We start from the raw sequence: 13623 nt of genomic DNA, 5'->3' as shown, positions 1-13623 counted from the left end.
TAGCCGGAAGTTGTGGTTTCACGAAGAAAGTTCTATCTTGGCAGAGAGAACTCAGTTCGCTCTGGTCGGCAACTTCGCTTACCGGCGAAACGTTGCACGACAGCTCCGAGGAAACCCGGAAAATCTTCGTGTTGAATCAAACTTACCGACCAATCTTTGTCGTTAATTTTCAAATGATTTTCTTTGCGCTGAATTTGAAAAATATACTTTTAGCGCCGAAAACTTTGTCGCCGAGCTTGTCAGGTTTTCATATGATTCTCTTTGCGCTGAAATCCAAATCAGAGAGTTCGCTGCAAACGAGTTAATTTTCCAGCCAATCCTTGGCGAAGTTTTTTGTCAAAAATCTTTGTGGAGTTTCGTTGTCGTTATCTTCAGGAATTCCTTGTCGGCTTCCAAGTAAAATCTTCCAAGCTAGAATGAAAATAAAAAATATAAAACCGAACTTGATCAATTCTATTTGAAAGTCGCCGTCCGTGCAACACCGCATTTACGCAAAAGCTGGTTTTTAGTGAGTTGTACGTTCGCACAAACCAAGAAATTCTTATTTTAGCAGAGAGAACTCCGCTCCTATTTCCGCTTCTGCGCAAATGCGGGGAACGTTATAAGAACCTTGTTTTTCCCCATAAGCTACGAGCCGCTGATTTAGAAATAATAATTCTCCTTCTTTATTTTTTTGAAATATGATTCTCATGCCGAGGTTTTTTATATGAGTTTCGTTGACAAAAAGCTTTTGACCAATCTGTTTCGTCGGCTTTCATAGCAATTTCAATCCGGAGCATCTCGCAAATGATTTCCTTTTATGGGAAATCATTTTTTGATGTCTTCGTGAAAAATCATTTCAAAACATTCGTTGTCATGGCTTTGCTGCAAGGTTCTTATAACAGCCGGTAAGCAAAATTGCCGAATCTTTGGTAGCCGGAAGTTGTGGTTTCACGAAGAAAGTTCTATCTTGGCAGAGAGAACTCAGTTCGCTCTGGTCGGCAACTTCGCTTACCGGCGAAACGTTGGCAGCAAGCCTAAAAAGACGACACGACAACTATAAACGAGACATTTTAACCATCGGACTTTGACATCTTGACCAAGCAACGGACAGACAATTTCGCTGCAACTCGACACAGTCTTATTTGCCGACACTTATACCGACCCAATGGTTTTAAAAATTTTCCCACCGCACATTTTAAAAAATAATTTTCTGCCTGCCCGCATTTTGCACATTTGGTTTTGCCCGACACACAAGCCCGACCCTTCGCAAAACCAAAAGAGCAAAATTTCCCCACCGCACGGTGACAGTCTCAAAATAAAGAGTATATTTGACAACTCTGTCCAAAATAATTTGTCTAAATGAGCAACGTAACATTCGGGGATTACATTAGGAAACAAAGAGAAGAAAAGGAACTTCCATTGCGGAAGGTTGCTGCACATCTCGACATTGACACTTCAACTTTGAGTAAAGTAGAGAGAGGAGAACGACCAGCTTCACCGGACTACTTGAAACCATTGGCAGAAATACTGGAACTGGACTTGAAAGAAGTTCAAACAAGTTTCATTGCCGACAAAATCAACAAAGACTTTGGAGGCTTGGAACATTTAACTGAAGGATTAAAAGAAGCAGAAAAACAACTTAAAAGAAGAAAGAAATAGATGCCAACTAAGTTTTTTACAAATCAAGACGACAACAGCTTACTCAAGAAATTTGAGGGAGTATTCACGAATATTGACAGCATTCGTCATTTTGATGCACTCGTTGGCTATTTCAGAACTTCTGGTTATTTCAAGGTTAGGGCTTTTCTTGACAAGATTCCAAGAATTAGAATTCTTGTGGGAATCAATGTTGACCAACTCATAAAGAAGTATCACGACAAAGGACAATTCTACTTAGACAATCCCGAAGAAACAAAAGCTGACTTTTTAGAAGAAATCATCAAGAACATTCAGGAAGCAGACTATGACGAAGTAACAGAGAAAGGGATTATTCAATTTATTGACGACCTAATAAGTGGTAAGATTGAATTAAGAGCACACCCCAAAAAGAAGATTCACGCTAAAGTTTACATTTTCCGACCAGCATCATTCAATGAATATGCCCCTTGCGAAGTAATTACAGGTTCTTCCAATCTGACTGATGCCGGACTTGGAGCAAACCCTGAATCCAATTACGAATTCAATGTAAGTCTCCGTGAGTATGAAGATGTAAAATTCGCTACGGAAGAATTTGAAAGACTTTGGAACGAGTCTGTTCCAATCCTTCATGCAGAAGCAGAAGCCATCAGAAAGAAAACCTATTTGCGTGATGACTTCACTCCTTTTGAGTTGTATATCAAGATGCTGATTGAGTATTTCGGAAAACGTGTTGAATACGACCCATACAACATAGACTTATTGCTCCCCGACAAATTCATGCGTTTGAAATACCAATCAGATGCTGCGAATCAGGGCTATGCCATTATGATGAAGCACAACGGCTTTATCTTGGCTGATGTGGTTGGTTTGGGTAAAACCATTATCGCTTGCATGGTGATTAAAAAATTCATTTATGAAAACGGAACACATTCCAAAATTCTAATTGTTGTTCCTCCGGCATTGGAAGCAAACTGGCGAAGAACCACCGAAGATTTTCAAATCAAAAATCACTTTGAGTTCATTACGCTTGGTAGTTTGCATAAAATTCTGAACGAGGACAATTACAGCTACTCCAATGCAGACAAATTTGATTTAGTTGTGGTGGACGAATCGCACAAGTTCAGAAACGACTACACCGAAATGTATTTGGCTTTACAGGAAATCTGCAAAAAACCAAGAAGCCGACCTTCTGAAAATGGCGACACCCGAAAAAAGGTTATTCTAATTTCCGCTACACCACTAAACAACAGGCCGCAGGACATCGAAAATCAGCTTTATCTGTTTCAAGACAAACGAAACAGCACATTGGAGAATATCCGCAACCTTCAGGATTATTTCAAACCACTGAACGAGCAATACAAGAAACTTGCTGCCGAAAAAACACTTAACATCAAAAAACTGAAATCACTTTTCCAAAAATTAAGGGATGATGTTGTTGAACCTTTGGTAATTCGCAGAACAAGAACCGACATTGAAAAGAACAAAGAGTATTTAGACGACATGAAAAGTCAGGGAATCATCTTCCCGAAAGTGGACGACCCGATTTCATTGTTCTATGAATTAGATGGGAAACTGGCAACGCTATTTTATGAAACAGTTTCTTTAATTACTGGATTGGACGAATATGGCAATGAAACAGACGGCTTAGGTTATTATCGTTACCGTGCTATTGAATTTTTAGCCAATGAGGAAGACAAAAAGATTTACGGTAACGTAAAATCAATTTCCGGTCGTTTAAGTGCAATCATGAAAACGCTTTTGGTGAAGCGTTTGGAAAGCAGCTTTTTTGCCTTTACTCAATCCATCAATCGCTTTCAACGAGCCATTGACAACATGATTGAAATGTTTGAAAACGACAGGGTATTTGTTGCTCCTGACCTTGACATCAACAAACTACTGGAAGAAGGATTAAGCTACGACCAGATTGAAGCCAAAATAAACGAGAAGGGCGGAAACAATAAAGAATTTAAAAAATCTGCTTTTGACAAAAAGTTTATTGCACTTCTTAAATCGGATAAAGAAAAGGTGGACGATTTGGCTTTACGTTGGAGTAAGGTAAAAAAGGACCCTAAACTAGAAGCCTTCAGCGATAAATTGAAAGCAGAGTTCTTCAAAAGCAAAAAGCATAACCCAAGCGGACAATTGGTAATCTTCTCTGAGTCCAAAGAGACAGCAGAGCAATTATCTGAGCAAATCAAAAAGAATTTCAAATTTCGTGTGCTGACCGTTAGTGCCGAAAACCGAAAAACCGTTGAGAATATTCTTAGGGAAAACTTTGATGCCAACCTTGAAGAAGAAAAATGGAAAAGCGAATATGACATCATCATCACCACAGAGGTTTTGGCAGAAGGTATCAACCTTCACCGAAGCAATTTGATTGTGAACTATGATGTGCCTTGGAACGCTACACGTTTAATGCAACGCATTGGTCGCGTGAACAGGATTGGTTCGAGAGCGGAACAGATTTTCGTTTACAACTTCTATCCCTCGGCACATGGTGACGAGCAAATCAAGTTGGTAAATAATGCCCTTAGAAAATTACAATCCTTCCACACCGCTTTTGGTGAGGACAACAAAATCTTCTCCTTGCTGGAAGAAAAGGGTGATGGTGCTTTGTTCGGCAACAAAATTCAAAAAGAAGAAAGCGAGATTCTGAATTACCTCAACGAGTTGAGAGATTTTAAAAAGAAGCACCCAAAACGATTTGCAGAAATTTCAAAAATCCCGAATAAAGCAAGATGCGGAAGAAAAGCGGACGAAGGACATCAACTCACTTTAATGGAAGCTGAAACAGGCGAAATAAATTATCCGCTTCAGAACACTTCGCTTACTTATCTGAAAAGTGAAAACCATCCGGGAATCTTCTGTTTGATTACACCCGATTACAATATCATTGAATTGAATTTTCTGCAAGCAGTTAAAGTCTATAAAGCCGAAGAAACTGAAAATGCTGTTCCGCTGCATTCGCTGCATTACGAGCAAACGGTAAAAGGTCTTGACTATTTTAAATCGGAAAAGAATCAGGAGAATGTGCAAACCATTTCCCGTAAAAATCTGAGTCCTGCGGAAAACAAGGCTATTACCAACATTAATGCTATCATCAAAGTAGCACCGACCGAACAAAAAAGAATGGCTTTGCAACGGGCACTCGACTTGATAAAAAAGGGAACGTATGGCTCTAAAGGATTACCAAAATCCATCAACGACTTTTTTGTTGCCAATGCCAAATTGCTGAAAGAACCACCCAAGTTTGTTGAACAACTCTTTATTGACTTGCTCGATAGCTACGACCTTTCATCCAATGCCGAAGCAGGTGAAGAAAAAAGAACAGGGCAAGGCATCGTGAATCCTAAAATTGTTTTAACGCAAAGCTTCGTATAAAATGGCTAACAGAATACAAATACAAACCGCATTACAAAAGCCTTACGACAGGATACTTTTTGGAAAAGAAGTATTAAGTCCGGTTTTCGGTTCATGCTTTAATCTTAGCAGCAGTGCAGTTCCTGCTTCGGTGCAGCCCAATAAATCGGAGCAAGCCGTTATTCAATCAGTTTCCATTTATGGCACTATCAATCTGGAGGACGGAACGGAAATAACCTGCTATGAAATCAATCTCCAACCTTCGGTTCGCATTGAACACAGCAAGGTGGCGATTCAGCGATATGTAAGAAAGTTGCTTACTGCCGGACAAATTGCTTTGGTGAACTTTATTGCTCCGCAAAATAAAAAGGTTTGGCGTTTGACTTTGGTTGCCAAAGACAGTGAATTGACTGAACAAGGAATTAAAGAAAAAACTACACATGCCAAACGCTACACGTATCTTTTAGGTCCTTCGGAAACTTGCAAAACAGCCGCTGAACGCTTTGAATCGCTTAGCACCGAAAAGCAAATCACTTTTCAGGCATTAGTGAATGCGTTCTCCGTTGAAAAACTCAGCAAGGCATTCTTTGACGAATACACCCTGCATTACCAAAAGTTTTGCGATTATTTACAGGAATCTAATTTCAGAAAATCAGTTTTTAAAATCACCATTCCGGCAAACGCCACCAAAGAAGAAAAAGACAAAGCCTGCAAACCCATTCGTGATTTTGTAAAGAAACTCTTAGGTCGCATTGTGTTTCTCTACTTCGTACAAAAGAAAGGCTGGATGGGTGCAAGTGATACCCAATACAAAGACGGTTTAACCGATTTTATTAAACAGCTATTCAAACAATCGGGTGGCAATGATGCCTTTTACAGCACATGGCTCACGGTGCTGTTTTTCGAAACACTGAACAAAGAAAGAAACAATGATGATTTTAAAATGCCAGATGGCAAAAAGGTAAAAGTGCCTTTTCTGAATGGTGGTTTGTTTGACAAAGAAGACCATGACGAACATATTCTCACGTTCAAATCAAAACTGTTTCATCATCCCGATTTTGAAGATACCCTGCTCACTGAAAAGAACAAGGACAATGCAAGAGGTTTCCTTGACTTTTTAGATGCCTTCAACTTTACCGTGCATGAAGACAGCCCTGACGACCACACCGTAGCGGTTGACCCTGAAATGCTCGGACACATTTTTGAAAACTTACTGGAAGACAACAAAGACAAAGGTGCATTTTACACACCTAAGGAAATTGTGCATTACATGTGTCAGGAGAGTTTAACGGAATACCTCACCACACATTTGAGCAAAGAATACACGGTTTACAAAGAGATTGGCAACGCACAGGTTGAACTGTTTGGCAACGAAACCAAAACAGGGCAATTGAAAATGGTGGAGCAATTGGGCGACAAAGCGCTGAATCGTGATGATGTAGCCTTCATTGTAAAACATAAAGACATTAGCCACTTGACCAAAGCCCAATTAAAGAAAATTGACGTTTTGTTAGACACGGTAAAGATTTGTGATCCTGCCATTGGTTCGGGTGCTTTCCCAATGGGCTTGTTGCAGGAAATACATGCTATAAAAGAAGTAATTGCCTACGAACTGCAACAGACCTGGAAACCGGCTGATGTAAAAGAAAACATTATCCAAAACTCTGTGTATGGTGTGGATATTGAAAAAGGAGCCGTTGACATTGCCCGTTTGCGTTTCTGGCTGAGTTTAGTGGTAGACGAAGAAAAACCAAGAGCCTTGCCTAACTTGGATTATAAAATTGTGGTAGGCGACAGTTTGGTGAGCAAATTTGAAGATGAAATAATTGAAATTGACTGGGAAATCAAGGAAGGTACACAAGGCAATTTGTTTGGCAATGAGAACGTATTAAAGAGGCAAGCACTTCTCAAAAAAATTACCGCAAAGCAGTCGGAATATTTTCATGCCACAAATAAAAAGAAATTAGCCGCTGAAATTCGTAATCTCAAAATTGATATTTTAATTAATCAGTTGGAGTTAATGATAAACACCAAAGGTTTGGAAAAGAAGCCGACAGAAAGTGGGAAAAAAGCAGCAGCACAAATGGAGTTATGGCTTCAAACACAAAGTTGGAAAAACACAATTTCCAAACTGCAAAGGGTAAAGCAAAACAAAGAAGAATCCTTTGAGCATTTTGATTGGAAATTAGATTTTCCTGAAGTATTAAATCCTTATTTGGTTAATGGTAATGCAGGGTTTGATATAGTAATTGCTAATCCTCCCTACATTGATTCTGAAACAATGGTAAGCACAGGGCAAGATGAGCTTCGTGAATATCTTTCTAGTAAAATGTCATTCTGCAAGGGTAATTGGGATATCTATATAGCCTTTTTCGATATGGGTTTCCACTTTTTAAATCAAAATGGAAATCTTGTTTACATAACACCCGACAAATGGATTTCTAAACCTTTTGGCTATGAGTTAAGAAAACAACTTAAAAAGAACTTCAATAAAATTGCTGAAGCTGGTCGCAAGGTATTTCAAACAGCAAAAGTGGATTCAATAATTACATTTATAAATAAAGCAGAGTCCGATTATTTGGGAATAGATAAGTTCAGTGATAATAGTATTCAGAATCTCGGTAACATTTTAAAATCCAATCTTACGGAACCATTTGCCTTTGATTGGTTGTTTTCTCCACATGTTGACTTACTTAGGTCTTTTGATTCACTGCCTCACAGATTTATTGAATATGGTGAATGTGAAAACGCATGTGCAACTTCTGACGCATACAAACTAAAAGAATATCTAAAGGATATTAAGCCAAATGATTTTAATCCCGATTTGCATTTCAAAGTAATTAATACAGGCACAATTAGTAAGTATGTTTCAAGATGGGGAATCTCTGAAATGACATATTTAAAGGACAAATCGAATCCAACCAAAAAGTACAAATACTTAACACCCGTAGTTGACAAGAAAAAGTTCATCAAGGGCTTTAATAACAGCTACTCTGAGAAATCACAGAAACCCAAAATAATCATAAAAGGACTAACACTTTTAGATGCTTGTTTGGATTATTACGCTGAAATAATTCCTGGAAAATCGACATTGATAATTACCAAAGACGAAATAAACGCAGATGACCTTTATGCGATTTTAGGTATAATAAATTCAAAACTTCCCCTGTTTTATATTAAGGAAAAGTATAGAGGCTCTAGTTATAATCAAGGGGTGAATTTCAATACAGACATGATAAATAACTTGCCCATCCCTAAAATTCAGGATAAGGTAAGAGGACAATTCAAATCTTTCTCCAAATACTTAATTCACCTATTAGAGAGAGAAATAGATGATGTTAAATACCAACTCATGCCCACCTACTTTGAGCAAATCATTGACGGTATGGTGTATGAGTTGTATTTCCCTGAGTTGATTAAAAAACACAAAAGGGAAATCATACAGCATCTTGGGGAGTTGCCAGAGTTTACAGACAAAATGAGTGACGGGCAGAAAATGAAAATCTGTAAAACGATTTTCAACCGCCTGAATGACCGTGAGCATGCTGTGAGAGTGAATTTATTTTACATGAGTTCCATTCCGGAAATCGCAATCATAGAAGGTAAGAATGAGAATAACTGATATTAAAATAACAAACTACCGTGCTTTCTATGGCGAGCATCACATCCAGTTAGACAAGGATGGAAAGAATCTTATGCTTTATGGTGAAAACGGGAGTGGTAAAAGTTCGCTGTTCACCGCCATGAAGGATTTCTTTCTGGCATCGGTAAAAAAGTTGCCTGAATTGGAAGAAAACATCTTTCTGCCTGCTTCAAAAAAGAACACTGCCAAAATTGAAGTTACCGTAAAAGAAAAGCCCGATTCAACCAAAAGCACGGTATTTGAACTCAATGCCGTTCAAAAGGAAATTGTAAGTGCCGATAAAATCCTGATTTCAGATGCCAACAAAGTCAAAGGATTTTTTGATTACAGAAGTTTATTACGAACACATCTTGGACATAATGAAAGTGTCGATTTATTCAATCTGCTGCTAGGAACATACGAGTATGATAAACATTACGAGTATAAACTGATAGAGCAAGGAATTCTTTATCATTCAGTCAACCGATTCACCAACAAGGAAATCGGAAGAGAATGGGAAGCTATTGCTGACGACACTTTTAATAAGAAGCAAACGATTCGTCAACAAGATTCTACAAAGAATTACCTTAAAGACAAATTCAATCCTGGCCTAAAAGAAATTCTCCAATCCATTGAAGGAGACACTAACACCTTTCTGAAATACTTTGGCATCAACTTGATTGTGAAACTTGAATTTGACAAGGTAGAATATTTTGGAAGACGTGATTTAAGAGGCCGGAACATCAATCTTAAAATTGACTTTTTCACCAAGCATATACCCAAGCACCAGTATTTCCTAAACGAAGCAAGATTAACAGCTTTGGCTATTAGTCTGTATCTGGCATCCATAAAAGTAAACCCGACAAAAGGAGCATTAAAAATCCTTGTACTGGACGATTTGCTTATCGGTTTGGACATGAGTAATCGTTTGCCACTACTTGAAATCCTCAAAAACCACTTCGTTGACGTAAAAGCAGACGACCGTTTTCAAATCATCATGACCACTTATGACAAAGTGTGGTATGAATTGGTGAAAAGCTATTTCGGAGAAGAGCAATGGAAATTTGTGGAAGTGTATTCCAAACGATTGAATGATGATGACTTTGAAATTCCCATCATCAAACACGACAATGGTTATTTAGACAGAGCCAAACATTATCTAACAGAAAAGGACTTCAAAGCATCAGCCGTTTACATACGAACAGAGTTTGAACGATTGGTAAAAACCATTTGTGACAAACAGAGAATTCCGGTTGCTTACAAGAAAAACCAAAAAGAAGTAACCAGTGACGACTTCTGGACAGCCATTGAATCACAAACCAATCTTGACCCTGCATTGGTTAAAGAAATCAAGATTCACAGAGGCGTTGTAATGAATCCATTCAGTCATTACGACCTTGAAAAACCTGAATTTGAAAAGGAGCTAAAGGACACGATAATTGCAATTGAGAAACTGAAAGCAGAAATAGGAAACATTAAGAAAGATAAGTCCATTGACAAATTGGAGAAGGAAGTTGCAAAACTGAACGGTGAAGTGGCCGCAAAAGAAAAAATCATTGAAGATTTGCGAATCAAACTGAAAGCAAAATGAGCCCACGCAGCAGTCACACACATACCACAGCCCCGCAAGGCAACCGCACAGACCAAAGCTGTGGTAAGAGTGTGCCTGCCCCACCCAGACAAAATTATTTTTTAAAATTCCCTCCCCTTCTAAAAATTTTTAAAACCACCACCACACAGCCGACACAGACAGCGAAAACCCATGCAGACAGTGGACTGACAATGAAGGAGGACAGAAGGCCAGCTGCCAACAGCCGGTAAGCAAAATCGCTGTGAATCTGAGGTTTGAAATTTCATTTTCACGAAGAAAGTTTTATCTTGGCAGAGAGAACTCAGTTCGCTTTGTCAGCGACTTCGCTTACCGGCGAAACGTTGAGCGACATTGTTAGCATCACTCGAAAAAACCAACATGAACGAAAACTTATCTAATTCAGATCTAATTGATTTTGTTTACTACGAAATAGCTTGCGAAAAAATGAAAGCTATAGATTTTTCAAATTATGCAGAATGGAAAAAAGTTGTCTCTGAAATGGCTTTGCCAATTGCAACAGTTTACCGAATCGGGATTTTAAATCAACAAGTAATGAATGGAGGATTTATTCAATATTTCGACAACGGATATGGAATTTTTGCACAAGAAACCGTTGAGGATTTTAAACGAATTGGCGCGCATTTAAGTTTTGAAATTTTAAATCGTTGCCTAACGTTGATAAATCCTAAAGGCTACGAAGCAGAAAGGTTTTTTGAGCTTGTATCCAATCAGGAATATGAAAGCTATGAAAGCCTATTTACAAAAGAATTAAATGAGTTAGACAGAAAATATTTTAATCTAGATGATGATGAAAATTTAGAAGATTTATTGGCCGCTTATTTGAGACAAAGTCAAATATAATACAACGTCGCTCAACCGCCGTTTCAAGCCATTGCGGAGATTTCAGTAAGTTGAACATTCGGTTTTCACGAAGAAAGTCTTATCTTGGCAGAGAGAACTCAGCTCGCTTCGATCCGCAACGGCGTGAAGCGGCCTAACGTTACCGGAATTTGCAAAATACCCATTGATAATGGAGAATTATTTTATTAAACTTTGTACCTTTGGAGTTCAGGTAAAGCAACTTTCCATTAATTTTTTTTGGGGATGTCATATCGTCTAAATAGTAGAATCGTGATAAAAAACACTTTAAATCTTGTAATTTTTTCGCTTTTTATTTTTTGTTCAAGCTGTAGCACAAATGAAGATCCAATAGTTGCTGGCACTACATCGCCAATTGAGGAGGAAACCCCCATTGAGGATGAAACTCCAATTGATGATGAAACTTATTTAATACGTCGGATTGAAACAACTACAAATGGAGTAACGATTACGAAGGAGTTTAATTATATTGGAAATAGACTTTTTAATTGTACAGGCGCTTCTTATTATTACGGTAGCGGGTATAATGACTATAACGTATTTTTTACTACTCCGACAGGATTACAAATTTACACATATATTTATGAAGGCGATCAATTAATATACCTTCAGGTTGGCAACAGCCCAAATGATCGTAAAAGAACTTACTTTACACATAATGGTGATGGCACAGTCGACTACATACAAAAAAAAGTGTATTATGCAGGTGTGGACCACTCCTATGAGGTAACATTAGGAATAGGAAAATATACTTTTGAAAACAGTAATCTTGTAAAACATGAATTTACATGCGACGAGTATAATGAAGTTTCTATATATACCTATGATACGAAATTCAAGCCAACAAAAAACATACTGGAATTTGATAAATTTTTAGATAATGGAGTGTTTTCAACAAATAATATAATAAGCATTTATAATATCAAGAACTATACATCGGCTGGTGGCATACAAAATCAAACTATCAAAACAACTTATTATACTTATACTTATAATACTAATGATTTTCCGTCCTCAGCAACAAGAACAGAATCAGACAATGGAATTGATGTAGTGAGTTCAATAAATTATTTTTATTGATAGCGCATTGTGACAAAATCCGGTAACAGCGCAGTTAAGCAAGAGCTGGTGTTTAGTGGCCGGACGCTTTTCCTCACGAAAAAGCTTAGTCTTAGCAGACAGTACGCAGTCCGCTCTGACGCTCCTGCGTAACTGCGCGAAACGTTGGCCGAAATTTCCGAACGACGAACTAAATAGAAAACATTTAATGATAAAATTCCCAATTACTGAGAACAAAAAAGAATTTGAATTAAGTTATGGTTTTTATTATTTATATTTTTCAGGAGGCTTTTCGCTAGAAAATCTGGATCAACTAGAAATTCAGTTGCTAAATACTAAAACATCAGAAACAATAACTCTTAAAGAAAAACTTCTGAAACCGCGTGAGATAATAAATGGTGAGAAAGTAATTTGTTGTTTCGAATTTCAAATTAATAATTTTGCACTTTACAAACTGAAAATTAAAAATCCGGAAATCTTAGTAATGAAAAATTCTGCTCTAATTTCGGTTAATTTAATTCAGAAACTTTTATCAAAGTCAAATTTTGGTTGGGAAAATATAAATGTCATAATTAAATAATGAAACTTCGGCCAACCGCCGTTTCAAGCCATTGCCGGGTTTTCGGTAGCCGGAAGTTGTGGTTTCACGAAGAAACATTATCTTCGGCAGAGAGAACTCAGTCCGCTTTGACCGCGACTTCGGTTAGCGAGATAACGTTGGCTGAAATTCCAAAATAACGATCATCAAAAAAATGAGATTTATAGATTTAAACAATTGGAACAGAAAAGAACATTTTGAATTCTTTTCAAAAATGGCAAGTCCCTATTTTGGAATTACGACAGAAGTCGATTGCACAAAAGCTTATCAAAATGCGAAAGAAAATGAACGTTCCTTTTTTGCGCATTACCTCCATAAATCAATGATTGCCATAAATTCTGTAGAGGAACTGAAATTTAGAATTGTTGATGATAAAGTTGTAATTTTTGATAAAATAAATGCGGGAGCGACAGTTGGTAGAATAGATGGAACTTTTGGTTTTATCTTCGTCAATTTCTCAGATGATTTTCAGAAATTCAATGCGGAATTGCAGAGCGAAATTCAAGCGGTAAAAAATTCAACTGGTTTGAGACTAAATGATGACGATGTGAAAAAAGATTTAATTAGACATTCAACGATTCCTTGGAATTCGTTTTCTGGATTGTTACATCCGACAAATCTTGATAAAACCGAGTCGGTTCCTAAGATTACATTTGGAAAATTCACAATTAGAGATGAAAAGAAATTTTTACCAATTTCAATCGAGGCACATCATGGATTGGTTGATGGTTTTCATTTAGCTAAGTATTTGAATGAATTCCAAAAACAACTTGACAATTAATGCTCAGGAACTTCAGCCAACCGCCGCTAAGCGAACCGGCTGGTTTTGTTGGGCTTGAACGTTTGTTCAAACCAAGAAAACATTATCTTAGCAGAGGGAACTCTGCCCCTATT

Annotated in this window: 10 protein-coding genes; 9 read left to right on the top strand and 1 reads right to left on the bottom strand. The window is 37.6% G+C overall.

Annotated elements, in window-relative coordinates; genetic code table 11:
* On the top strand, positions 1 to 305 hold a 305-nt coding region (locus BLP55_RS17195; RefSeq protein WP_211516840.1), incomplete at its 5' end, for a hypothetical protein.
* 236 nt (positions 306 to 541) lie between these two features.
* Here the strand turns inward: BLP55_RS17195 and BLP55_RS17080 are convergent.
* Positions 542 to 691, bottom strand: a complete 150-nt coding sequence (locus BLP55_RS17080; RefSeq protein ID WP_170826891.1) for a hypothetical protein — start codon at positions 689 to 691, stop codon at positions 542 to 544.
* Between the two features lie 650 nt (positions 692 to 1341).
* Between BLP55_RS17080 and BLP55_RS15495 the strand changes: the two genes are divergently transcribed.
* The 8 genes from BLP55_RS15495 to BLP55_RS15460 all read left to right on the top strand — a co-directional run bounded on the left by BLP55_RS15495 (position 1342) and on the right by BLP55_RS15460 (position 13510).
* Positions 1342 to 1641 (top strand): helix-turn-helix domain-containing protein, encoded by a 300-nt coding sequence (locus BLP55_RS15495; RefSeq protein WP_091146865.1) that lies wholly within the window; start codon positions 1342 to 1344, stop codon positions 1639 to 1641.
* A complete protein-coding gene (locus tag BLP55_RS15490; RefSeq protein ID WP_091146861.1) occupies positions 1642 to 5001 on the top strand; it encodes a helicase-related protein in 3360 nt (1119 codons plus the stop codon).
* Between the two features lies 1 nt (position 5002).
* A complete protein-coding gene (locus BLP55_RS15485; RefSeq protein ID WP_091146857.1) occupies positions 5003 to 8602 on the top strand; it encodes an Eco57I restriction-modification methylase domain-containing protein in 3600 nt (1199 codons plus the stop codon).
* A complete protein-coding gene (locus BLP55_RS15480; RefSeq protein ID WP_091146853.1) occupies positions 8589 to 10193 on the top strand; it encodes an ATP-binding protein in 1605 nt (534 codons plus the stop codon). The genes BLP55_RS15485 and BLP55_RS15480 overlap by 14 nt, the downstream gene beginning before the upstream one ends.
* A 378-nt stretch (positions 10194 to 10571) precedes the next feature.
* On the top strand, positions 10572 to 11054 hold the full coding sequence (locus BLP55_RS15475; protein ID WP_091146850.1) for a DMP19 family protein: 483 nt from the start codon (positions 10572 to 10574) through the stop codon (positions 11052 to 11054).
* A 270-nt stretch (positions 11055 to 11324) separates the two neighbouring features.
* Positions 11325 to 12152, top strand: coding sequence for a hypothetical protein (locus BLP55_RS15470; RefSeq protein ID WP_139149742.1), 828 nt, complete (start codon positions 11325 to 11327; stop codon positions 12150 to 12152).
* A 187-nt stretch (positions 12153 to 12339) separates the two neighbouring features.
* The gene (locus BLP55_RS15465; protein ID WP_091146842.1) at positions 12340 to 12711 is read left to right on the top strand and encodes a hypothetical protein; all 372 of its coding nucleotides are present in this window, start codon (positions 12340 to 12342) and stop codon (positions 12709 to 12711) included.
* A 172-nt stretch (positions 12712 to 12883) separates the two neighbouring features.
* Complete coding sequence (locus BLP55_RS15460) at positions 12884 to 13510, top strand: chloramphenicol acetyltransferase (RefSeq protein WP_091146838.1); 627 nt, start codon at positions 12884 to 12886, stop codon at positions 13508 to 13510.
* The last annotated feature ends 113 nt before the right edge of the window (positions 13511 to 13623 follow it).

The organism is Flavobacterium caeni, from assembly GCF_900101895.1.
Classification (GTDB): domain Bacteria; phylum Bacteroidota; class Bacteroidia; order Flavobacteriales; family Flavobacteriaceae; genus Flavobacterium; species Flavobacterium caeni.
This window is presented reverse-complemented; position numbering and strand designations above follow the sequence as displayed.

Excerpts from the sequence above, each read along its gene's own strand:
- BLP55_RS15485 (WP_091146857.1), top strand. The coding sequence starts at position 5,003 with ATGGCTAACAGAATACAAATACAAACCGCATTACAAAAGCCTTACGAC.
- BLP55_RS15480 (WP_091146853.1), top strand. The coding sequence starts at position 8,589 with ATGAGAATAACTGATATTAAAATAACAAACTACCGTGCTTTCTATGGC.
- BLP55_RS17080 (WP_170826891.1), bottom strand. The coding sequence starts at position 691 with ATGAGAATCATATTTCAAAAAAATAAAGAAGGAGAATTATTATTTCTA.
- BLP55_RS15475 (WP_091146850.1), top strand. The coding sequence starts at position 10,572 with ATGAACGAAAACTTATCTAATTCAGATCTAATTGATTTTGTTTACTAC.
- BLP55_RS15465 (WP_091146842.1), top strand. The coding sequence starts at position 12,340 with ATGATAAAATTCCCAATTACTGAGAACAAAAAAGAATTTGAATTAAGT.
- BLP55_RS15495 (WP_091146865.1), top strand. The coding sequence starts at position 1,342 with ATGAGCAACGTAACATTCGGGGATTACATTAGGAAACAAAGAGAAGAA.
- BLP55_RS15490 (WP_091146861.1), top strand. The coding sequence starts at position 1,642 with ATGCCAACTAAGTTTTTTACAAATCAAGACGACAACAGCTTACTCAAG.
- BLP55_RS15460 (WP_091146838.1), top strand. The coding sequence starts at position 12,884 with ATGAGATTTATAGATTTAAACAATTGGAACAGAAAAGAACATTTTGAA.